At 60.3% G+C, this 23453-nt stretch carries 21 protein-coding genes; 11 read left to right on the plus strand and 10 right to left on the minus strand.

All coding sequences use genetic code 11. The features are described 5' to 3' along the window. Positions 1-7: 7 nt before the first annotated feature. Complete coding sequence (locus BVK86_RS03835; RefSeq protein WP_075945167.1) at positions 8-979, minus strand: metallophosphoesterase; 972 nt, start codon at positions 977-979, stop codon at positions 8-10. Further along, the gene (locus BVK86_RS03840) at positions 979-1869 is read right to left on the minus strand and encodes an NAD(+) kinase (RefSeq protein ID WP_011333623.1); all 891 of its coding nucleotides are present in this window, start codon (positions 1867-1869) and stop codon (positions 979-981) included. Before BVK86_RS03840 ends, BVK86_RS03835 begins: the two co-directional genes overlap by 1 nt. Before the next feature lie 117 nt (positions 1870-1986). On the opposite strand from BVK86_RS03840, the gene BVK86_RS03845 reads away from it, so the two are divergent. Continuing rightward, positions 1987-2937, plus strand: a complete 951-nt coding sequence (locus BVK86_RS03845) for a DUF1853 family protein (protein ID WP_075945168.1) — start codon at positions 1987-1989, stop codon at positions 2935-2937. 33 nt (positions 2938-2970) lie between these two features. Here BVK86_RS03845 and BVK86_RS03850 read toward each other — a convergent pair whose 3' ends face one another. After that, positions 2971-4254, minus strand: a complete 1284-nt coding sequence (locus BVK86_RS03850) for an arsenic transporter (RefSeq protein ID WP_075945169.1) — start codon at positions 4252-4254, stop codon at positions 2971-2973. Between the two features lie 220 nt (positions 4255-4474). Continuing rightward, complete coding sequence (locus BVK86_RS03855; protein WP_075945170.1) at positions 4475-5035, minus strand: NADPH-dependent FMN reductase; 561 nt, start codon at positions 5033-5035, stop codon at positions 4475-4477. Between the two features lie 183 nt (positions 5036-5218). On the opposite strand from BVK86_RS03855, the gene BVK86_RS03860 reads away from it, so the two are divergent. Then, on the plus strand, positions 5219-5446 hold the full coding sequence (locus BVK86_RS03860) for a hypothetical protein (RefSeq protein WP_075945171.1): 228 nt from the start codon (positions 5219-5221) through the stop codon (positions 5444-5446). A gap of 88 nt (positions 5447-5534) precedes the next feature. After that, positions 5535-6428, plus strand: a complete 894-nt coding sequence (locus BVK86_RS03865; protein ID WP_075945172.1) for a LysR substrate-binding domain-containing protein — start codon at positions 5535-5537, stop codon at positions 6426-6428. Here the strand turns inward: BVK86_RS03865 and BVK86_RS03870 are convergent. The 5 genes from BVK86_RS03870 to BVK86_RS03890 all read right to left on the minus strand — a co-directional run bounded on the left by BVK86_RS03870 (position 6394) and on the right by BVK86_RS03890 (position 11702). Then, positions 6394-7008 (minus strand): GNAT family N-acetyltransferase, encoded by a 615-nt coding sequence (locus BVK86_RS03870; RefSeq protein ID WP_075945173.1) that lies wholly within the window; start codon positions 7006-7008, stop codon positions 6394-6396. The two genes, BVK86_RS03865 and BVK86_RS03870, sit on opposite strands and share 35 nt — an antisense overlap. A gap of 14 nt (positions 7009-7022) precedes the next feature. Further along, positions 7023-9278, minus strand: a complete 2256-nt coding sequence (locus tag BVK86_RS03875) for an arginine/lysine/ornithine decarboxylase (protein WP_075945174.1) — start codon at positions 9276-9278, stop codon at positions 7023-7025. Between the two features lie 161 nt (positions 9279-9439). Further along, complete coding sequence (dnaQ, locus tag BVK86_RS03880) at positions 9440-10204, minus strand: DNA polymerase III subunit epsilon (RefSeq protein ID WP_075945175.1); 765 nt, start codon at positions 10202-10204, stop codon at positions 9440-9442. 196 nt (positions 10205-10400) lie between these two features. Next, positions 10401-10853, minus strand: a complete 453-nt coding sequence (gene rnhA / locus BVK86_RS03885; RefSeq protein ID WP_075945176.1) for a ribonuclease HI — start codon at positions 10851-10853, stop codon at positions 10401-10403. A 90-nt stretch (positions 10854-10943) separates the two neighbouring features. Beyond that, complete coding sequence (locus tag BVK86_RS03890) at positions 10944-11702, minus strand: class I SAM-dependent methyltransferase (RefSeq protein WP_075945177.1); 759 nt, start codon at positions 11700-11702, stop codon at positions 10944-10946. 65 nt (positions 11703-11767) lie between these two features. Between BVK86_RS03890 and gloB the strand changes: the two genes are divergently transcribed. The 8 genes from gloB (at position 11768) to fabI (ending at position 22484) form a co-directional block, all read left to right on the plus strand. Next, a complete protein-coding gene (gloB, locus tag BVK86_RS03895) occupies positions 11768-12535 on the plus strand; it encodes a hydroxyacylglutathione hydrolase (protein ID WP_075945178.1) in 768 nt (255 codons plus the stop codon). A gap of 99 nt (positions 12536-12634) precedes the next feature. Then, positions 12635-14077: a transglycosylase SLT domain-containing protein gene (locus tag BVK86_RS03900; RefSeq protein ID WP_075945179.1), complete on the plus strand. Its 1443-nt coding sequence runs from the start codon at positions 12635-12637 to the stop codon at positions 14075-14077. 222 nt (positions 14078-14299) lie between these two features. After that, a complete protein-coding gene (locus BVK86_RS03905; protein WP_408002997.1) occupies positions 14300-16120 on the plus strand; it encodes an extracellular solute-binding protein in 1821 nt (606 codons plus the stop codon). Further along, on the plus strand, positions 16117-17958 hold the full coding sequence (locus BVK86_RS03910; RefSeq protein WP_075945181.1) for an extracellular solute-binding protein: 1842 nt from the start codon (positions 16117-16119) through the stop codon (positions 17956-17958). The genes BVK86_RS03905 and BVK86_RS03910 overlap by 4 nt, the downstream gene beginning before the upstream one ends. 4 nt (positions 17959-17962) lie before the next feature. Beyond that, a complete protein-coding gene (locus BVK86_RS03915; RefSeq protein WP_075945182.1) occupies positions 17963-19036 on the plus strand; it encodes a microcin C ABC transporter permease YejB in 1074 nt (357 codons plus the stop codon). A gap of 1 nt (position 19037) precedes the next feature. Further along, positions 19038-20057 carry an ABC transporter permease gene (locus BVK86_RS03920; RefSeq protein ID WP_075945183.1) on the plus strand — a complete coding sequence of 340 codons (1020 nt, stop codon included), beginning with the start codon at positions 19038-19040 and terminating at the stop codon, positions 20055-20057. A 1-nt stretch (position 20058) separates the two neighbouring features. Then, complete coding sequence (locus BVK86_RS03925) at positions 20059-21669, plus strand: ABC transporter ATP-binding protein (RefSeq protein WP_075945184.1); 1611 nt, start codon at positions 20059-20061, stop codon at positions 21667-21669. A gap of 20 nt (positions 21670-21689) precedes the next feature. Continuing rightward, positions 21690-22484, plus strand: coding sequence for an enoyl-ACP reductase FabI (gene fabI, locus BVK86_RS03930; RefSeq protein WP_034146538.1), 795 nt, complete (start codon positions 21690-21692; stop codon positions 22482-22484). A gap of 45 nt (positions 22485-22529) precedes the next feature. Here the strand turns inward: fabI and BVK86_RS03935 are convergent, their stop codons facing one another. Beyond that, positions 22530-23423 (minus strand): LysR family transcriptional regulator, encoded by an 894-nt coding sequence (locus tag BVK86_RS03935; RefSeq protein ID WP_075945185.1) that lies wholly within the window; start codon positions 23421-23423, stop codon positions 22530-22532. Positions 23424-23453: the final 30 nt, after the last annotated feature.

Genomic DNA, 23453 nt, shown 5'->3' on the forward strand with positions numbered 1-23453 from the left:
ATCTCTTTCATTGCAAAACCTCAGGTCGCTCGACATCGACCCAGACGAACTTATGCGGATCGAGCCGCGTTTCCTGGTCCAGGCGATAGGCGACCAGTTTGCCGTAGAGCACGGCGCTGTAATCCAGGCACGCCAGGTTCGGGCGGATCGGCGCCGGCTTGCCGCTGCGCCAGTAATGGCCGACGAACAGCAAGGGTTCGTCGACGCCGTAGCGCAACAGGTTGTTCTTTTCAGTGGAAGTCAATGGCGTCTGGGCCACTGGCTCAGGCAAGGCGTCCGGCTGGAACACGATATCGCCGTAGGTTTTCGGGTCGTCCTCCCAGAACTTGGTGCGGAAGAACGAACGCACCAGACCGTCGCCGCTGGTCATGGTCAGGCCATGGGGCAAGCGCATGTCGGTACCACGCAGCAGACGATCGAACACGGTACAGGCAAAGGAGCCGGACTCGGCCGAAGCCTGGAGGAAATGCTCATCGATGCAACCGCTGGGAAACAACGCCCGCAGCGGTTCGATCAGATCGGCATCCCAGCAGGCATGCACCACGCGGAAACGCCCGGCATCGAGAAACAGCGGCAGCTTGTAGAACCATTGCTGGAAGTCATGCCAGTCGCCGGGATGCTGTTCAAATTGAGTCAGGGTTTCATGCAGCAGGCGCGCGTGGCGCGGCGTGTGTTCGCGCACGAACTGCTTGCCACTGCCAGGCAGCGCCGGTGTCACCCAGCCCAGCGCGTTGAATTCGTGGTTGCCCATGATGCACAGTGCCTGACCGGCCTCGACCATATCGTGGACGATGTGCAGCGCCTCGCGAATCCGCGGGCCACGGTCAATGATGTCGCCGACAAACACCGCCATGCGCGAAGCATGGCGCCAGACGCCACCTTGTTTGTGATAACCGAGCCGGTCGAGCAAATGCTCAAGGGTCATTGCGCAACCGTGCACGTCACCGATCAGGTCGTAGCTACGCGCGGGATCGAGCATCAGTCGCCTCCACCACCCAACTTGCTGCCCCAGCCGAGCTTGGTCCGGCAGACTTCGTAGTAGTTGTGGTCGAGCGGATGGATCAACCGCAGCTTCTGGGCTTTCTTGCTGACGGTGATGGTGTCGCCGGGCGCACAGGTAAAGTGGTTCTGCCCGTCACACGAGACTTGCGGGTAAATCTGCATATCCTTGGACACGACGATTTTCAGCTCACTGTTGCCATCGACCACAATCGGCCGGCCCGACAAGGTATGGGGGTACATCGGCACGATTACAATGGCGTCGAGCTTGGGATGCATGATCGGCCCGCCGGCGGACAATGCATAGGCGGTCGAACCGGTCGGTGTGGCGACGATCAGGCCGTCGGCCTTCTGGCTGCAAACGAACTGGCCGTCGATGTACAGTTCGAATTCGATCATCCGCGTGGATTTACCGGGGTGCAGGACCACGTCGTTCAGCGCATCGCCCTGGCCAATGGCCTCGGCGTGGCGACGGACTTCAGCCTGCAACAGGAACCGGTTTTCCACCAGATAGTGGCCGTCGAGCACCTCGGCGACCTTGATTTCCAGCTCGTCAGGGCGGATATCGGTCAGGAAACCCAGGCTGCCACGGTTGATACCGAGCACCGGAATATTGTGTTTGGCCAACGCGCGTGCGGCGCCGAGCAGACTGCCGTCACCGCCGACCACAATCACCATGTCACAGACTTCGCCGAGCATCTTGCGCGACGAGGTTTGCAGGCCGTGGCCCGGCAGGACTTCGGCGATGGTGTCTTCGAGAATCACGTGCAGGTGACGATCGAGCAGAAACCGTTTCAGTCGGCGGACGGTATCCAGCACCTGGGAACTGCCCAGGCGACCGATGATGCCGATATTGCGAAATTGCTCCATGGGGCTCCTGCTGGGAATCTGTGCGGCGACAAAAACACGATTATGGGCGAAAGGCGCTGATAGACAAAATCCTTTCAGCCTCAAGGGCGTGCTCGCGTTTCGGGCTATGCTCGCAAGATGATCCTATTTCCAGACTTGCTCCCGTTACCCCACCAGCTGCGCCACCCCGAAGTGCGCGACCTGGCGTGGGTCATTCTCGCGCCGCCGATGCTCGCCGACACACCGTGGCCGCAACGCCACCCGCTGGCCGGCAGCGACTGGGTACAGGCTCCGGAGCGTCTGGAACAATGGCTGCGCCGGCTGGATCAGGACAGCTATGGCTTGCTGCATTGGTTGGCGCAGGCTCGCACCCGTCGTCTTGGCTTGTACTATGAGCGACTCTGGCAATTTGCCGTGGAGCATGCGCCAGGCATCGAACTGATTGCCGCCAACCTGCCGATCCGCCGCGAAGGCCACACCTTGGGCGAATTGGATATGCTGCTGCGTGACCGCGACGGCGTGCATCACCTGGAGCTGGCGATCAAGCTGTATCTGGGCCCGCAATCGGGTGACGGGCATGACGCCGCGCAATGGCTCGGCCCTGGCTGTCACGATCGGCTGGATCGCAAACTGGCGCATTTGAGCCAGCATCAACTGCCCATATCCGCACGCCCCGAAAGCCGCGAAGTGCTGGCGTCGCTGGACATTCGCGAGTTCAGTGCGCACCTGTGGCTGGGCGGTTATTTGCTTTATCCATGGCCGGGGCAAGCGGCGGCGCCGAGCGGTGCACACCCCCAACACTTGCGCGGTCGCTGGTTGCATCAAAAGGATTGGTCTGATTTTGTCGAGCAAAGCTTGCCGGGGCGCTGGCAACCCCTTCCCCGCCACGCCTGGCTGGCACCGGCGCACTACACGGCGGAACACACCTGGAACACCGGGCAACTGAGCGCATGGCTGAGTGACCTCGACCCACTCGCGCCGGCGCAATTGCTGGTGCGATTGACGGAAAATACCCGTGGCGACTGGGAAGAGGCCGAGCGGTTGTTTCTGGTAGCGGATCTTTGGCCCAATGTGCCGGGGCAAGGTTGAGCACCGAGTGGACTGGACTACCGCTATCGCGGTTTAAAGAGATAACCGCACAGCCAGCGCCGCCAACGTCGCCAACAACACAGGCACCGTCAACACAATCCCGACCTTGAAGTAATACCCCCAGCCGATCTGAATGTTTTTGCGTTCCAGCACATGCAACCACAGCAACGTCGCCAGACTGCCGATCGGGGTGATTTTCGGCCCCAGGTCACTGCCGATGACGTTGGCGTAGATCATCGCTTCCTTGACCACACCGGTCGCCTGGCTGGCATCGATGGACAGCAGCCCGATCAGCACCGTCGGCAAGTTGTTCATGATCGACGACAACAATGCGGTCAACACCCCCGTGCCCAGCGCCGCGCCCCAAACCCCGTATTCGGCAAAACCATTGAGCCAGCTTGCCAGGTAGCCGGTGAGCCCTGCGTTGCGCAAGCCGTAGACCACCAGATACATGCCCAGCGAGAAAATCACGATGTGCCACGGCGCTTCTTTGATCACCTTGCGTGTGGATATCTTGTGGCCGCGTGCGGCGATCGCCAGCAGCAAGGCCGCGCACACCGCCGAAATCGCACTGATAGGAATGCCCAGCGGCTCGAGCGCGAAACAGCCGAGCAACAGGATCACCAGCACCGCCCAACCGGCGTAGAACGTCGCCTTGTCGTGAATGGCCGACGCTGGATGTTCCAACTGCTCAGGGTCATAGTTTTTCGGGATGTCGCGGCGGAAAAACCACATCAATACCGCCAGCGTGGCCGCGACACTGACCAGATTGACCGGGATCATCACCGCCGCGTACCGGTTGAAGCCGATGTTGAAGAAGTCTGCGGAAACGATGTTCACCAGGTTCGACACCACCAGCGGCAGGCTGGCCGTGTCGGCGATGAAGCCGGCGCCCATGACGAACGCCAGGGTCGCTGCCGGGGAAAAACGCAGTGCCAGCAGCATGGAGATCACAATCGGCGTGAGGATCAGCGCCGCACCGTCATTGGCGAACAATGCCGACACCAACGCCCCGAGCAATACCATATAGGCAAACAATTTGCGCCCGCTGCCCTTACCCCAACGGGCCACATGCAGCGCCGCCCAGGCGAAAAACCCGGCTTCGTCCAGCAACAGGCTGATGATGATCAGCGCGACAAAGGTGCCGGTGGCGTTCCAGATGATTTGCCACACCAGTGGAATGTCGCTCAGGTGTACCACGCCAAAAATCAAGGCCAGCACCGCGCCAAGTACCGCGCTCCAACCAACGCCGAGTCCCTTGGGCTGCCAGATCACCAGGGTGATGGTCAGCAGAAAAATCAGTGACGCTACAAACATGCGCAACTGCCTTCAAAGAATGGAGAAATAATCAGCAGCAACGGACCGGCCGGTCCGCCATCACGTGCGATCAGCAACGCCGCGCGAGTGCGGAGTCGGACATGAAGAACACGCCTCTGAACAAACGAGGCGTGAATATATGGAATTTCGAATATGCAGTAAAGCAGCATTTCGCAGCGGCCAAGGGGCTTGCGATCAAGCCCCCGCCTCTCAGATTCAGTCAGGCCTTCTTGTGCTGCTCGACCCATTGTCCATATGCATTGATAAAACTTTGCAGGAACGGTTTGACCGATTCCGACAACTGGCCCGCTTCATCGAACGCCGAACCGGCACCGCCCAGGTAAGCCTCGGGCTGCTGCATCAACGGCACATTGAGAAAAACCATGGATTGACGCAGGTGATGGTTGGCGCCGAAACCGCCAATCGCGCCCGGCGACACACTGATCACCGCGCCCGGTTTGCCGCTCCAGGCGCTCTTGCCGTGAGGGCGCGAGCCGACGTCGATGGCGTTTTTCATTGGCGCCGACACAGAACGGTTGTATTCCGGGGTGACGAACAACACCGCGTCGGATGAGCTCACTTGTTGCCGGAAAGTGCTGTAGGCTGCCGGCGGTGAATCACCATCGATATCTTCGTTGTAGAGCGGCAGATCGCCGATTTCAACGATGGTGAGCTTGAGATTGGCCGGCGCCAGATCGGCCAGGGCGAGCGCGATCTTGCGGTTGATCGATGCTTTGCGCAGGCTGCCGACAACAACGGCGACGTTATAGACATTGCTCATGGAAGACTCTCGATTGTCCGTGGGGGGAGGCCTGTAGTTATAGATGATCGGACGATGGTTCAGCCAGTAAACACAGGTATATCTGCGTCCTGATTATTTTTTTTCAGCAGCAAAACTTACCTGGCTCGATGGCGGTCTACAAAGCCGTAAATCAAGCGTTTTATCTCCAGAGGTTCTAAGCAGATGGCAGCAGTACTCGTCGGTCAGTTCCATGCAAGAGACGCGGAAGGCCGCATTTATTCGGTACACGAGTTCCAGGAGTCCACCCCGTCTGCAGACGGTTCCGGGCCTGCAACCACGTACAAACTGGCCATTGGCGATCGCGTCAACAAGGTCGATGACAATGAATTCATGCTGGTGCAAACGGGCGTCACCATCACCCGTGAGCCGGTGACCAGCGTCGCGTCATAACTCGATGTTATGAGCAGAAGTCATATGCGCGGACTTGGGTTAGGATTCAGCGACTGACTCCTTCACCCGCTGAACATGGACTTCACGCATGCGCTTACGCCATATCGAAGTGATCCAGGCGCTCTTGCAGACCGGTCACCTGGGCACCGCCGCCGAATGGCTGCAGCTGCCAGTGGCCGAAGTCGAAGGTATTTTGCGCGATGCCGAGGGTCAACTGGGCTTCATGCTGTTCTCAAGCGTGCGCGGGCGCTTGCAGGCTACCCGCGAGGCGCGGGAGCTGCAGGCCGAAATCGCCCACGTCTACGACGCACTGGAACCGGTGCAACGCCTGGCCAATAGCCTAAAGCAGTACCTGGCACCGCCCTTACGCATCATCTGCACCCCGCCCCTTGCCCAGCAATTGCTGCCACAGAGTATTGCGACCCTGCGTCGACGCCTGCCCGAGGCACCCTGCTCTCTCTTGGCCCAGCCAACCCGCGACATCGTCAGAAGCCTGTTGCTGCGTGAAAGCGATCTGGGCCTGAGCCTGCACGACCCCGATCGTGCCGACATTGATTGCCAGGTGATTGCTCAAGGCAAACTGCAACTGCTTGCGCCCCATGGCTGGCTGCAACCCAAGCAGAAGTACATTTCACTGCAGGACCTGGCCGGACAAACGATGGTCGGCCTCGAAGGCCATGACCCGCTGAGCCCGGCACTGGAAAACAAGCTGCATGGCTTGCGTCCGGCACCGGTGATCCAGACCCGCGTGCAGACCCATCAGATGATGCGCAGCATGGTCGAGGCCGGTGAAGGTTTGGCCATCGTCGACCCGTTCACCGCCCTCGGCGCCAAATCCACCGGGCTCGATGTGTGCCCGCTGTCCCCCGCCGTGCCGATCAGCCTCTATGCGTTGACCTTGAAGAACGGTGAGCCATCGCCCGCCGTCCAGACCTTGTTGACCATCATTACGGAACAAGCCGCGGCGATGCTGGCGAACTGATCGGGTTTTCCAGCGGGTTATCGAACAATCGATACCAGAAGAGCGCGACCTCAGCGGTATGGGGGTCGATGCCGCGATAGCGCAGGTGGTCGATCCCGCCAATCACATAGCCGCAGCGCTCGTACAGGCGGCAGGCACCGAGATTGTTGTTCTGGGTTTCGAGCATGATGCCCGGCAATTTCTTCTTGCGACTCCAGAATTGCGCCACGTCCAGCAGCGCCTTGGCCACACCATGACGTCGCGCCGGCGCGTGCACCGCCAGCTCGTCGATATGGGCAAAGCCGTTCCAATTGGTGCTGATCACTAGATGGCCCACCGGCTCGTCGTCAAGGAACGCCATGAAAATTGCGCTGTCCGGTGCGTCGCGAAAACTGCTGAACTCTTCGGGATCGATGCCATAGCATTTGCGATACGGCGTGATTGACGTGACCCGCCATTGCTCCACCGGGTGCCCCATTTCAGGCGTTCCGTAAGCGGCGACCTCAAAACTGAAATCACTGCCCCAGATATAGGCGGCAAAACCTTCGTCGGCAACGCGCACCGACAGCCCTGGATGATTCGGATTGATGACCGGTTGCATACTGGGAAAAGTCCTCATTCCTTGACGCAATCGACGGTGTAGTGCCGCCCATTGCCCTCGTCTTCATGTTGCAATCCGTGTACATCGGCGACGAACCCCGGGAAATTGCTATCGAATGTGCGAGCAAACGCCAGGTAGTCAATAATCGAGCGGGTCGTGTCGGTAAAACGCTCACCGGGCATGATTAACGGAATCCCCGGTGGATACGGCACCAGCATCACGGCAGCGATACGCCCGTCCAGGGCATCGATCGAGACCGCTTCGACTTCACCGCGCACCAGATGATCATAGGCGTCAGCCGGCTTCATGGCGATTTCCGGCAAGACCGTGTACATGCGTTTAAGGTGCTTGGCCGTGGCATTGCTGCGATAACAGGCATGCAACTGATCGCACAAATCGCGCAGCCCCATGCCCCTGTATCGCGAGACATGCGCCTGTGCCACGCATGGCAGACAACTGGACAAACTGACGTTGGCGTCATAGCTGCGCTTGAACTCCAGCAACTCGGTCAGCAGCGTGCTCCACTTGCCCTTGGTGATGCCCATGGAGAACAGCACCAGGAACGAATACAGCCCGGTCTTCTCCACCACCAGCCCACGCTCCCAGAGAAACTTGCTGACCACCGCCGCAGGAATGCCACGCTCACTGAGCGCGCCGCCGGCAGTCAACCCCGGCATCACCAGGGTGACCTTGATCGGATCGAGCAATACGTAATCGTCCGTCACACCGCCAAAGCCGTGCCAGTCAGCGTCCGGCTGCAGCAACCAGTCTTCGGTGACCACGCGATTGATGCCTTCGGCCGAGGGCGGCTGCCAGATGGAAAACCACCAGTCATCCGCAGCGATGTGCTGACGCAAATTGGCCAGGGCGCGACGAAAGCTCAGGGCTTCATCGAACATTTCCTGCAACAGCGAACGCCCGGCTGGCCCCTCCATCATCGCCGAGGCGACATCCAGCGAAGCAATGATGCCGTACTGCGGCGAGGTCGAGATGTGCATCATGAACGCTTCGTTGAAACGGTCACGGTCCAGCTGCCGCGCACCGCCGTCCTGCACATGGATCATCGATGCCTGACTGAAGGCTGCCAGCAGTTTGTGGGTGGAATGGGTGGTGAACACCAACGGGCTGGCTTCGCCACGAGCAGTGCCCATGCCATAGCGCCCGCTGAAAAATTCATGAAACGCCGCGTAGGCATACCAGGCCTCGTCGAAGTGCAACACCTCGACACTGCTGCCCAGTTGCTGCTTGATCAGCTCGGCGTTGTAGCAGAGGCCGTCGTACGTCGAATTGGTGACAACCGCCAGCTTGACCTTGGGCGCCCGCCCCTTGGTCAACGGGCTGGCGTCGATCTTGGCCTGAATCGCCTCGGGACTGAATTCACTCAGGGGGATCGGGCCGATAATGCCCAACTCATTACGCTCCGGGCACAGGTACAGCGGGATGGCGCCGGTCATGATGATCGAATGCAGCACCGACTTGTGACAGTTGCGGTCCACCAGCACCAGGTCATCGCGGGCGACCATCGAATGCCAGACGATCTTGTTGGCCGTGGACGTGCCGTTGATGACGAAGAACGTGTGATCAGCCCCAAAGTTGCGCGCCGCCCGTGCCTCGGCTTCCGCCAGAGGCCCCGTGTGATCGAGCAGCGAACCCAGCTCTGGCACCGACACCGATAAATCCGAGCGCAGGGTGTTTTCCCCGAAAAACTGGTGGAACGCCTGCCCCACCGGACTCTTGTGATAGGCCACGCCGCCACCGTGACCGGGAGTGTGCCAGGAATAGTTGGAGTCGGCGGTGTGCTGCACCAAGGCCTTGAAGAACGGTGGCAGCAAACCGTCCAGGTATTTGCGTGCGGCCCGCGCCACTTGCCGTGCAAGGAACGGCACGGTGTCTTCGAACAGATAGAGAATGCCGCGCAACTGATTGAGTTCGGCCATCGCGTCGGCGGGCGCGTTCTCCAGGGTCACTTGCTCGCCGAGGGCGAAGATCGGCAAATCCGGCGCACGCACCCGCGCCAATCCGATCAACTCGGCCATGTTCTGTAACAAATGGGAGTGGGCGCTGGCGTCTTCCGCCGCGATCAACATGCACGAAAGGCCGTGATGGGTAGAAGCCACCAGGCGCCCTTCGGTGTAATCCATCGCCGAGACGATACTGAAACCTTCTTGCTCCAGCTCCCGGGCGATACCCCGCACACGGTCGCCGGCAACGGTGTCGGCCTTGATGTCGCGATGGACGATCAGGACCGGGAATTTCAAATCTTTATACATGGGGCTCAGTGTCCTGAGGCGGCAGACCTGAGCCTGCCAATCACCTCAGGGTAGAGGGTTGGAGCGGATGTGGCGAGCGAGATGCCCTATCCCGGACAACGAGCGCACTATTTTGTGGCGAGGGAGCTTGCTCCCTCGCCACAAAAACCTGTGTTTTTGATTTACGCCTGAGCTTCGGCTTGCGCCTCGGTCAACTGCAACCACAGTGCCGGCGCGCCGGCGGATTTGCTGATGATTTCCAGGCGCGTCGCGTGTTGCGCCAGGTCATCTTCACTCGCGCGAATGATGCGGGTCGGCGCGCGGCCAGCCGGCAGGCGACGGATTTCCGTTGCAGAGTTGTCCGCGCCCTCACCGGAACAATTGCCGTCGGAGGCATTACCGGCCAGGGACAGGCTGGTCTGGCCGCCGGTCATGGTCAGGTAAACGTCGGCGAGGATCTCGGAGTCGAGCAAGGCGCCGTGGAGTTCGCGGCCGGAGTTGTCGACGCCATAGCGCTTGCACAAGGCGTCGAGGCTGTTGCGCTGCCCCGGGTGACGCTCCCGGGCCATTATCAGCGTATCGAGAATCGAACAGTGCTGCGTGATGTCGGCACGGTCGTGTTGACCCATCAGGGCGAATTCGTTGTTGATGAAGCCAACGTCGAACGCCGCATTATGGATGATCAGCTGCGCGCCCTTGATAAACTCGAAAAATTCTTCGGCCACTTCGGCGAAACGCGGTTTGCCCACCAGGAATTCGTTGGTAATGCCGTGGACGCCGATGGCGCCTTCGTCACTTTCGCGGTCCGGTTGCAGGTAAACGTGAAAATGCCGGCCGGTCAGGCGCCGACCGATCAACTCGACACAACCGATTTCAATAATCCGGTGGCCGTCGGTCACCGGCATGCCGGTGGTTTCGGTATCGAGTACAACGGATCTGGTGGCCATCAGGTGTTCAGCTCTCAATCGGTCAATCGTGCAAAAGCGGCGATGTTAACACGCTTGCCGGGATCTTCAGATACACCGACTCGTCCCCTTCGCGAGCCTGCTCGCCCCCACAATTGATCTCCTTGAACGCAGATCTTGAGTTCACCTGCGATCCAGTGTGGGAGCGAGCCTGCTCGCGAAGGGGACGACTCGGTCATCAGGCCTGCTTGAACCCGCGCACTTCATCCACGCCACGGTTGGCCAGCTGGTCGGCGCGTTCGTTGCCATGATGGCCAATGTGCCCGCGCACCCATTTCCAGGTGACGTTGTGGCGGTTGACCTGCTCGTCGAGCTGCTTCCACAGATCGGCGTTTTTCACCGGTTCTTTCGCGGCGGTTTTCCAGCCGCGTTTTTTCCAGTTGGCCATCCACTCGTTGATGCCCTTCATGACGTACTGGGAGTCGGTCACCAACAGCACATCACACGAACGCTTGAGTTCTTCCAGGCCACGAATCGCGCCCATCAATTCCATTCGGTTGTTGGTGGTATTGGCTTCGCCACCCCAGAGTTCCTTTTCCACGCCCTTGCACACCAGCAACGCGCCCCAGCCGCCAGGGCCAGGGTTGCCTTTACAGGCGCCATCGGTGAAAAGTTCTACGCTATCGCTCATGCAGTCTATCCAGAAAATACGGTGGCTCGCCGATCGTCGATCGACAACGCCCGAGACCGGGACAACCCGGTCGGAAAATGAAATGGGGTATTAGGGCTCGATATTGCGACGGTTGACCTTGGCCATGGGCAACGGAATCAGCTTGCCCATCGGTTCGCGACGTTCCTGACGGAGCGGTCGCAGACCTACAACGATCTTGCGCGCGACCAATAAATAGAAGCCGCCGCCGGACAACTGCCAGTCACCGGCCTTGCGCTCCCAGCCCGCCAGTCGAGTTTGCCAGGCAGGCGAAGCAAGCGGCGGACGATAGCACCCGAAGCGGCGTTTCTCCAGCGCGAAGCCTAGCAGGTTCAGCCAGTCAGCCACCCGTGACGGCGAAATGCAGCGCGCCTTGCCCAGCCCGTCCTGGGCGAACACATGGCGCAAACCCCAACTGCTCCAGGGGTTGATGCCAATGATCAACAGATGCCCGCCAGGTCGCACACTGCTCGCAGCTTCGCGCAGCAGCCCGTGGGGCGACAGGCAGAAATCCAGACCGTGCTGCAACACCACCACATCGGCGGCATGTTCGCTGAGCGGCCAGGCCTGCTCCTCGCACACAATCTCGACGCCCGGCAACGGCGCACCCAGGCGCACATTGCGCTGTACCTGCGGTGCTGATGGCGGCGTCTGGGCCGACGGGCCGTAATGCACCAGGTAGCCGCCAAAGAAGCGCCCGAGCTCGTCTTCGAGCATGCGCCGTTCTTCGTCCAGCAAAAATTGCCCGAGGGGGCCGGACAGCCAGTCACGGGCCGTGCTGATCAACGCCAGCCAGTCAGGATCAGCCTGAGCGAACGCTTTATCGGTCATTGCATTCTCCAACGCGCCAGGAAGTTCTAAGATGCGCCATTGTTTCCAGCTTGGCGAATCCGACGATGATACAGATCACTGCCCTGCCCGCCTTCACCGACAACTACATCTGGTTGTTACAAGACCCCGACACGCACCGCTGCGCGGTCGTCGATCCGGGGGATGCCGCCCCGGTATCAGCCTGGCTTGCGGCCAATCCCGGCTGGGCCCTGACTGATATTCTGATCACTCACCACCATCATGACCATGTCGGCGGCGTCGAACAGTTGAAGAAAGCGACGGACGCGAAGGTCTACGGGCCGGGCAGCGAAAACATTCCGGCGCGGGACGTTGCGCTCAAGGACGATGACCGCATTACCGTGCTCGGCCATGACTTTGATGTCATCGCCGTCCCGGGCCATACCCTGGGCCACATTGCCTACTATCACAGCGGCCTGCTGTTTTGCGGCGACACTCTGTTCGCTGCCGGTTGCGGTCGCTTGTTCGAAGGCACACCGCAACAAATGCATGCCTCGCTGTCGCGCCTCGCAGCCCTTCCCGAGGATACTCGCGTCTACTGCACCCATGAATACACCCTGAGCAATCTGCGCTTCGCCGCCGCCGTCGAACCGGGCAATCCGGACACCCTGGAACGCCTCGCCACCGTCACCCGTCAGCGGGAAGCCGGGGTCATCACACTGCCTTCCACAGTCGCACTGGAAAAGCGCACAAATCCGTTTTTACGTACCGGCGTAACATCCGTTAAAGAAAAAGCGGACGAACGGACCGGCACCGATAACTCTCGGCCCGACATGGTTTTTGCGGCGCTCAGAGCCTGGAAAGACACGTTCTAAAGAGCTTGTACGATGGTCCAAAAACGCTGAATGGTTGACCGCAGGGGGTGCGCTTTCTAGAATCGCCCGACATTTTTGCCCGGAACTTACTTCCAGCCAATGTCGTCATCCATACGTAAGTCCATCAATTCAGACGCATTGACCCGCTTGGCTCAAGCCATAGCGGTGGCTGTGTCCGCCACCTTGGCGGGCTGCTCCAGCCACGCTCCGCAATCTGAAGCGACACATACGCCCAACATTGCTGCCCGCGCCAAGCAGAAGCCCATCTGGCTCAGCGAAAAGCCGACCCCGCAGATCCCGCAGGACGTCTGGGAGCGCATGCGCCAGGGCTTCCAGTTGCAGGACAACCTGGGCGTGAACCCGCGTATCGAGCAACAGCGCCTGTGGTTTGCCAGCAATCCTTCTTTCCTCGAAAACGCCGGCGAACGCGGCAGCCTCTACATTCATTACATCGTCGAACGCCTCGAAGAGCGCAACATGCCCTTGGAGCTGGCGCTGTTGCCGGTGATTGAAAGCGCCTACAACCCGATGGCCTATTCCCGGGCCAATGCGGTTGGCCTGTGGCAGTTCATTCCGTCCACCGGGCGTTACTTCAATCTGCGCCAGACCCGTTTCTATGATGGCCGCCGAGATATTACCGCGTCGACCAACGCCGCGATGGATTACCTGACCCGTCTGCACGACATGTTCAACGGTGACTGGCTGTTGGCACTGGCTGCCTACAATGCCGGTGAAGGCACGGTCAGTCGTGCCATCGAACGCAACGAAAAGCTAGGCCTGCCGACCGACTACTGGAACTTGCCGTTGCCGGCCGAAACCCAGGCCTATGTACCCAAGTTGCTGGCCCTGTCGCAGGTCGTGATGGCGCCGGAAGCCTACGGGGTGAACCTCAACCCGATCGCCAACGAGCCGTACTTCCAGGTCGTCGAAATCAACCAGCGCATGGACCTTTCCAAGGTCGCCGCGGTGGCCAACATCGACGAGGACGAGTTGTTCCAGCTCAACCCGGCCTTCAAGCAACGCACCACCATCGACGGCCCCCAGCATTTGCTGGTGCCGACGTCCAAGGCGCAGCTACTGACCACCAGCCTGCAGACCATGCGTCCGGAAGAGCTGATCAGCAAGAAGCCGCTCAAGCCGGTCTTCGATGGCGCGGACAGCACGGCAGTGGCCAGTGCCAAACGCAGTTATCGGGTCAAGCGCGGCGACAACCTGGGTTCCATTGCCAAGGCCAACAACGTCGATGTCAAGGATCTCCAGCGCTGGAACAAGCTGTCCGGCAAGAACCTCAAGCCCGGCCAGACCCTGGTCATGCAAGACACCGGCAAACGCAGCTCGGGACGCGTCAACACCGTGGTTGCCGCCAACTCCAAGACCAGCACCAAGAAGCAAAAGACCCAATACAAGGTCAAGCAAGGCGACTCGCTGTACATCGTCGCCAAGCGTTTCAACGTTGAAATGCAGCATCTCAAGCGCTGGAATCCGCGCGTCGGCCAGGCGCTCAAGCCTGGACAGATGTTGACGGTTGCCAATCCGCATTAAAAACGAGCCCCTGATTCCAGGGGCTTTTTTTGACTTTGTAGTTTGGCAAACGCTGTGGCGAGGGAGCTTGCTCCCTCGCCACAGATTTCCCGCTTGCAGGCTCAACCCCTTGGCAATTAACAACGCATTAAACCCCCGTCTTTTTCCTGTCCATACAAGCTGTTACTGTACGGGCCACAAAGCCCAAGCCGCCTGGATCGGATTTCTTATTTGAAGCGTCCCCTGCTCCCGCTCCTGATCAGCCTGGCCTTGAGCTCCACCGCAAGCGCGACGATCAGCGAAAGCCATGGTTATGCGCAGTTCGGCACGCTCAAGTATCCGGCCAGATTTACCCACTTCGACTGGGTCAACCCGCAAGCGCCCAAGGGCGGTACGTTGCGGGTAATGGCATTTGGCACGTTTGATACGCTCAATCCTTACACCTTCAAGGGCACCAGCCCGGTCGCCACGCCGAACTTCCTGCAGTACGGCATCAACGAGCTGAACGAACCGCTGATGGTCGGCACCGGGCAATACGCGCCGTCCGGCGACGAGCCCACCTCAAGCTATGGCCTGATCGCCCAATCGGTCGAGTACAGCGAGGACCGAAGCTGGGTGGTATTCAACCTGCGACCGCAAGCACGCTTCCACGATGGCACGCCGATCACCGCCTACGACGTGGCATTCTCTTACCGCTTGCTGCTCAAGGAAGGCCATCCGCAGTACCGCACCAATCTTCAGGAAGTGTTGCGGGTCGACATTCTCAATTCGCAGCGCATCCGTTTCGTGTTCAAGCGTGCCGGCAATCCGCTGCTGATCCTGCGCCTTGGCGAGCTACCGGTGCTGCCACAGCATTACTGGAAAGACCGAGACTTCAAGGCCACGACCTTCGAACCGCCACTGGGTAGCGGGCCGTATCGCGTCACTTCGGTGACGCCGGGGCGGCAGATCGTTTTCGAACGGGTCAAGGACTACTGGGGCAAGGACCTTCCGGTCAACCGCGGCAAGTACAACGTCGACCGCATGGAAGTCGAGTTCTATCGAGACAGCGACGTGGCGTTCGAGGCGTTCAAGGCTGGCGAATTCGACATCTACATCGAGCACCAGGCCAAGAACTGGGCCAGCGGTTACAACTTTCCGGCAATCCGCCGTGGCGAGGTGATCAAGGCGCAAATACCGCACCAGATCCCCACCCAGACCCAGGGCCTGTTCATGAACAGCCGTCGCCCGACGTTTGCCGAGGCGCGGGTTCGAGAGGCTCTGGGGATGATGTTCGACTTCGAGTGGACCAACCGCACACTGTTCAGCGACGCCTACAAGCGCGCCATGAGTTACTACCCCAATAGCGAGTTCTCTGCCACCGGCCTGCCGGTCGGCCATGAATGGCTACTGCTCAAGCCGTACCGCGAGCAACTGCCCGCCCGTTTGCTGACTGAGCCGTTCAGCCTGCCGCAAACCCAGGGTCAGGGCATCCCCCGGGAAACCCTGCGCAAAGCCCTGAGCCTGCTCGCCGAGGCTGGCTGGAAGCTCAATGGCCAACGCCTGCAGAACGCGTCCGGGCAGCCGTTGCGCCTGGAGATTCTGCTGGTCAATCCAAACCTGGAACGCATCCTTCAGCCCTACGTCGAAAACCTCGCCAGCATCGGCATCGACGCCAAGCTGCGCACGGTAGACCGCGCCCAGTACAAACAGCGCCTCGACCAGTTCGACTTCGACATGATTCTGATGACCCTCAACCAGACCCTCAGCCCCGGACTGGAACAGTGGCAGTACTTCCACTCCAGCCAGGTCGCGGTCAAGGGCAGCAAAAATTACGCGGGTATCGCCAATCCGATGGTCGACCAACTGCTCGACCAACTGCTCGCGGCCAAGACCCGAGACGAGCAGGTCGCCGCCGGCAAGGCCCTCGACCGGGTGCTGCTGTGGCAGCACTACATCATTCCCAACTGGTACCTCAATTATCACCGCCTGGCGTACCGCAACCGGTTTGCCTTCGTCACCACGCCGCCCTACACCCTGGGCCTGAGCGCGTGGTGGCTGAAATCTTCGGAGAAAGATCGATGAAAGCCATCAGCGCCCTGCTCTTGCAGGCCGGCGCCCTGCTGTTCGCCGGGTTGGCCTGCGCCGCCCCGCAACACGCCCTGACCCTGTACAACGAACCACCGAAGTACCCGGCGGATTTCAAACACTTCGACTACGTCAATCCGGATGCCCCCAAGGGCGGCAAATTCCGTCAGGCCGGGTTCGGCGGCTTTGACAGCCTCAACCCGTTCATCAGCAAAGGCATGTCGGCCAACGACATCGACCTGATCTACGACACCCTGGCCAAGCAAAGCCTTGACGAGCCCTTCACCGAGTACGGTCTGATCGCGGCCAGGATGGAAAAAGCCCCGAACAACGACTGGGTGCGTTTCTACCTGCGGCCCGAAGCGCGCTTCCATGACGGCCATCCGGTGCGTGCCGAAGACGTGGTGTTCAGCTTCCAGACGCTGATCAAGGATGGCGCGCCGATGTACCGCGGCTACTACAACGACGTCGCCGACGTGGTTGCCGAAGACCCGTTGACAGTGCTGTTCAAGTTCAAGCACAGCAACAACCGCGAACTGCCGTTGATCCTCGGCCAGTTGCCGGTGCTGCCCAAGCATTGGTGGGCGAACCGCGACTTCAACAAGGGCAACCTCGAAGCCCCGCTGGGCAGCGGGCCGTACAAAGTCAGTGAAGTGAAGGCCGGGCGCTCGGTGCGCTATGAACGGGTCAAGGATTACTGGGGCAAGGACCTGCCGGTGAATCGCGGTTTCTACAACTTCGATGTCATGACCACCGACTATTACCGTGACAACACCGTGGCCCTCGAAGCGCTCAAGGCCGGGCAGTTTGATTACTGGCTGGAAATGACCGCGAAGAATTGGGCCAACGCCTACAACGTTCCGGCCGTCACCGAAGGTCGCTTGATCAAGGAACAGATCCCCAACGGCAACCCCACCGGCATGCAAGGCTTCGTCTTCAACCTGCGCCGGCCGGTATTCCAGGACGTGCGCGTGCGCCAGGCCCTGACGCTGTTGCTGGATTTTGAATGGACCAACAAGCAGTTGTTCAACGGCGCCTACGCGCGCACCCGCAGTTATTTCGAGAACTCGGAAATGGCCGCCACCGGCCTGCCGGACGCCAATCAGCTGGCGATCCTCGAACCGTTCCGCGGCAAGATCCCCGAGCAGGTGTTTACCGAGGCGTTCCAGAACCCGGTCACCGACGGCAGCGGCATGATCCGCACCCAGCAACGCAAGGCCTATCAACTGCTGCAAGAGGCTGGCTGGCGTATCGTCGATGACAAGATGGTCGACGCCACCGGCAAGCCGGTAAGCATCGAATTCCTGCTGGCCCAGACCGAATTCGAGCGGGTGTTGTTGCCGTTCAAACGCAACCTCAGCGACCTCGGCATCGAGCTGGTGATTCGCCGGGTCGACGTCTCGCAGTACGTCAACCGCGTGCGCTCACGGGACTTCGACATGATTGTCGGCAGCTTCCCGCAGTCCAACTCGCCGGGCAACGAACAGCGTGAGTTCTGGATGACTGCAGCCGCCGACAAACCCGGCAGCCGCAATTCCATGGGTCTGAAAGACCCGGTGGTGGACCAGTTGGTCGAACAACTGATCAACGCCGACTCCCGTGCCAGCCTGGTCGCCCACGCCCGTGCACTGGACCGCGTGCTGCAATGGGGCTATTACGTGATCCCCAACTGGCACATCAAAACCTGGCGCGTGGCCTACTGGAACCACATCGGCCACCCGAAGGTCTCGCCTAAATATGACATCGGCACGGCCACCTGGTGGGTCAAGCCCGATGCCAAACCGGCCATAGAGATCGAAACCAAATTGCAAGCCGACCCTGCGGGCACGGAGTAATCAGATGCTGGCGTATATTTTTCGGCGACTGTTGCTGATCATTCCCACCTTGTTCGGCATTTTGCTGATCAACTTCGTGATCATCCAGGCCGCCCCCGGCGGGCCGGTGGAACAGATGATTGCCAAACTCGAAGGCTTCGAAGGCGCCACCAGCCGCATTGCCGGCGGCGGTGCCGAAGTGTCGGTGGCCGGGTCCGCCTATCGCGGCGCCCAGGGCCTGGACCCGGCGCTGATCAAGGAAATCGAGCACATGTACGGCTTCGACAAATCGGCGCCGGAACGTCTGTGGATCATGGTCAAGAACTATGCATCGCTGGATTTTGGCGACAGCTTTTTCCGCGATGCCAAGGTCATCGACCTGATCAAGGAAAAGATGCCGGTGTCGATCTCGCTCGGGCTGTGGAGCACGCTGATCATGTACCTGGTGTCGATCCCGCTGGGGATCGCCAAGGCCACGCGACACGGCAGCCACTTCGATGTCTGGACCAGTTCGGCGATCATCGTCGGCTATGCAATTCCGGCGTTCCTGTTCGCCATCCTGCTGATCGTGGTGTTCGCCGGCGGCAGTTATCTGGACTGGTTCCCGTTACGCGGGCTGACCTCGAACAACTTCGATGAGCTGAGCACGGGGGGCAAGATCCTCGACTACTTCTGGCACTTGGCGCTGCCGGTGACGGCGCTGGTGATCGGCAACTTCGCGACCATGACCCTGCTGACCAAAAACAGCTTCCTCGACGAGATCAACAAGCAGTATGTGGTGACCGCCAAGGCCAAGGGCCTGACCCACCATCGCGTGCTCTACGGCCACGTGTTCCGCAACGCGATGCTGCTGGTGATTGCCGGTTTCCCGTCGGCGTTCATCGGGATCTTTTTCACCGGCTCGCTGCTGGTCGAAGTGATCTTCTCCCTCGACGGCCTGGGCCTGATGAGTTTCGAAGCCGCGATCAACCGTGATTACCCGGTGGTGTTCGGCACGCTGTTCATCTTTACCTTGCTGGGACTGGTGGTGAAGCTGATCGGAGACCTGACCTACACCTTTGTCGATCCGCGCATCGACTTCGAAAGCCGGGAGCATTGAGATGAACCTGTCCCCTCTCAATCGCCGCCGCTTTGAACTGTTCAAGGCCAACAAGCGCGGCTGGTGGTCGCTGTGGCTGTTTCTGATCCTGTTCGGTGCCAGCCTTGGCGCCGAGCTGATCGCCAACGACAAACCGCTGGTGGTGCACTACGACAATGGCTGGTACTTCCCCGCGCTCAAGCGCTACCCGGAAACCACCTTCGGCGGCGAATTCCCGCTGGAAGCCAACTACAAGAGCCCGTATATCCGCGAACTGCTCAAGGCCAAGGACGCCTGGGTGCTGTGGGCGCCGATCCCGTTCAGCTACCAGAGCATCAACTACGACCTCAAAGTCCCGGCACCGGCACCGCCCTCGGCGGACAATTTGCTGGGCACCGACGACCAGGGCCGCGATGTGCTGGCGCGGGTGATCTATGGCTTCCGCATCTCAGTGCTGTTCGCCCTGACGCTGACCCTGCTCAGCTCGCTGATCGGCGTGATCGCCGGCGCGTTGCAGGGCTTTTATGGCGGCTGGGTCGATCTGGCGGGGCAGCGCTTTCTGGAGATCTGGTCCGGGTTGCCGGTGCTGTACTTGCTGATCATCCTCGCCAGTTTCGTCCAGCCGAATTTCTGGTGGCTGCTGGGGATCATGCTGCTGTTTTCCTGGATGAGCCTGGTGGACGTGGTGCGCGCAGAGTTCCTGCGTGGGCGTAACCTGGAATACGTGCGTGCGGCGCGGGCCCTGGGCATGCAAAATGGCGCGATCATGTTTCGCCACATCCTGCCCAATGCCATGGTCTCGACCATGACCTTCATGCCGTTCATCCTGACCGGCGCCATCGGCACGCTGACGGCTCTGGATTTTCTCGGCTTCGGCTTGCCGGCCGGCAGCCCGTCGCTGGGTGAGCTGGTGGCCCAGGGCAAATCCAACCTGCAGGCGCCGTGGCTGGGCATGAGCGCGTTTGCCGTGCTGGCGTTGATGTTGAGTTTGCTGGTGTTTATCGGCGAGTCCGCTCGCGATGCCTTCGACCCGAGGAAGTGAAATGAATCAGGACAATCTGATCGAAGTGCGCGACCTCGCCGTCGAATTCGTTGTCGGTGACCGCAGTCAGCGCGTGGTGGAGGGCGTCAGTTTCGACATCAAGCGTGGCGAAACCCTGGCGTTGGTGGGCGAAAGCGGTTCCGGCAAATCGGTGACCGCGCACTCGATCCTGCGCCTGCTGCCCTACCCGCTGGCCCGGCATCCCTCCGGCACCATTGAGTATGCCGGCCAGAACTTACTGGACCTGAAGGAAAAGACCATCCGCCACATCCGCGGCAACCGGATTGCGATGATCTTCCAGGAGCCGATGACCTCGCTCAACCCGCTGCACTCGATCGAGAAGCAGATCAACGAGGTGCTGGGCATCCACAAGGGCCTGACCGGCAAGATCGCGACCCGGCGCACCCTGGAGCTGCTGGAGATGGTCGGCATTCCCGAGCCGCAAAAGCGCCTCAAAGCCCTGCCCCACGAATTATCCGGCGGCCAGCGTCAGCGCGTGATGATCGCCATGGCCCTGGCCAATGAGCCGGAGCTGTTGATCGCCGACGAACCAACCACCGCCCTGGACGTGACCGTTCAGCTGAAAATCCTCGAATTGCTCAAGGAGTTGCAGGCGCGTCTGGGCATGGCTTTGCTGCTGATCAGCCATGATTTGAACCTGGTGAAAAGAATTGCGCATCGCGTATGTGTCATGCAGCGCGGTTGCATCGTCGAACAGGCATCGTGCGAAGAGTTGTTCCGCGCGCCGCAGCATCCGTACACTCGGATCCTGCTGGCAGCGGAGCCCAGCGGCACACCGGCGACCAATGAAATCGGCCCGCCGATGCTGACGGTCGAGGACTTGAAAGTCTGGTTCCCGATCAAGAAAGGCCTGCTCAAGCGCACGGTGGATTACGTCAAAGCGGTGGACGGCATCAATTTCAGCCTGCCCCAGGGCCAGACCCTGGGGATTGTGGGAGAAAGCGGTTCCGGTAAATCGACGTTGGGGCTGGCGATCTTGCGGTTGATCGGCAGTACCGGCGCCATCCGTTTTGAAGGCAAGCAGCTAGACTGCCTGACGCAGCAACAAGTCAGGCCGCTGCGTCGAGAGATGCAGGTGGTGTTTCAGGACCCGTTTGGCAGCCTGAGTCCACGGATGTGCGTGAGCCAGATCGTCGGCGAAGGCCTGCGGATCCATAAGATCGGCACCGAGGCGGAACAGGAACAAGCGATCATTGCGGCACTCAAGGAGGTCGGTCTGGACCCGGAAACCCGGAACCGCTACCCCCACGAATTTTCCGGTGGGCAGCGGCAGAGAATCGCCATTGCCCGCGCGTTAGTGCTAAAACCGGCGTTGATTCTGCTGGACGAGCCGACCTCGGCCCTCGACCGCACCGTGCAACGCCAAGTGGTGGAGCTTTTGCGTTCACTGCAAAGCAAGTACAACCTGACGTATCTGTTTATCAGCCATGACCTGGCTGTGGTGAAAGCGCTGAGCCACCAGCTGATGGTGGTCAAGCATGGCCAAGTGGTCGAACAGGGAGACGCGCAAAGCATTTTTGCCGCCCCCCAACATCCGTATACACAGCAGTTGCTGGAGGCCGCTTTCCTGGCACCAGCCACTGCGCAATAACCTGAAAAGAGGAGCAACACATGGGTTTTCTCGCCGGTAAGCGCGTACTGATCGTCGGTGTCGCCAGCAAGCTGTCCATCGCATCCGGCATCGCTGCCGCCATGCATCGCGAGGGCGCTGAGCTTGCCTTCACTTATCAGAACGACAAACTCAAGGGTCGTGTCGAAGAGTTCGCACAAGGCTGGGGTTCGAGCCCTGAGCTGTGCTTCCCGTGCGACGTGGCCAGCGATGCAGAAATCGCCAAGGTCTTCGAAGAACTGAGCAAGAAGTGGGATGGCCTGGACTGCATCGTGCACTCCGTGGGCTTCGCGCCGGGCGACCAACTGGACGGCGACTTCACCGAAGCCACCACCCGTGAAGGTTTCCGCATAGCTCACGACATCAGCGCCTACAGCTTCGTGGCCCTGGCCAAAGCCGGTCGCGAAATGATGAAAGGCCGCAACGGCAGCCTGCTGACTCTGTCGTACCTCGGCGCCGAGCGCACCATGCCGAACTACAACGTCATGGGCATGGCCAAGGCTTCCCTGGAAGCTGGCGTGCGTTACCTGGCCGGCTCCCTGGGCCCGGACGGTACCCGCGTTAACTGCGTCTCGGCTGGCCCGATCCGCACCCTCGCCGCTTCCGGCATCAAGAACTTCCGCAAGATGCTGGCCGCCAACGAAGCGCAAACCCCGCTGCGTCGCAACGTCACCATCGACGAAGTCGGCAACGCCGGCGCCTTCCTGTGCTCGGACCTGGCGTCCGGCATCAGCGGTGAAATCATGTACGTGGACGGTGGCTTCAACACCACGGCCATGGGCAACATCGAAGAGTGATCTTCGGTTAGCCGATAAAAAACCCGCCTGTTATGGCGGGTTTTTTTATGCCTTGGATTCAGCAGGCAAACACAGGGGTGGGTGTTGTGAAAGGCAGCTCGCAAACAACTGCTGGATCGGCTGCTTGCGCTGGCTGTAACGCTGCAACAGGACAATCTCCCGGTAAAACGTCAACTCGCCCAAACGAATCGCCCGCACCTTTGCTCCATGGTCAAGCCACAGCCCGGCTTCGGGCAGCAATGACACGCCCAAACCGCACTCGACCATTTTCACGATTGCCTCCAGCTCATCCAGCTCCAGGGCGACGTGCACGTCAATCTGCTGTTCCTTTAGAAACCGCGTGACCAATCGGCCGCCGAACGAGTTGCGGTCGTAACGTACATGGGGATGTTCAGCGAGTAACGTCAGCGGGTCGTCCCCTTCGAGGTCCGCCGGCACGATCAGCACGAAGGCCTCGCGGCGGATCACGTGCGCCGACAACTCCTTGGGCAGCTCAAACGGCGGCTTGATCAGGATCGCCAGGTCCACTTCGCCGGTGTCCACCTGGCTCAATAGGTTGAGCGAAACGCCAGGCACCAATTTCGGCTCCAGCAAGGGTGCCTGCTGACGCAAACGTAACAGCGCCTGAGGCAGTAACCCGGTTTGCGCAGTCGCCACGGCACCGATCTTCAATTCGCCACGGTATTGGCTGACGTCATCGCTGACCGCCATGCGGTTGAAAGTCTCGAGGATTTCCCGCGCCATCGGCAGCGCACGCTGGCCCGCCGCATTGAGCAAAGCCTGGCGCCCGGTGCGATCGAACAGCTGAATGCCAAGGGCCTGCTCCAGGTTGCGCATCTGCGCGCTGACCGCCGACTGGGTCAGGCCAATGTGCATACCGGCCGCTGCGAACGTGCCGTGGCGCGTCACCGCGATGAAGGTTTTCAGTTCTCGCAGCATGATCGCCCTCGATTAATCGAAATAATTTGA

Origin of the sequence: Pseudomonas reinekei, from assembly GCF_001945365.1 — a bacterium.
Classification (GTDB): Bacteria; Pseudomonadota; Gammaproteobacteria; order Pseudomonadales; family Pseudomonadaceae; genus Aquipseudomonas; species Aquipseudomonas reinekei.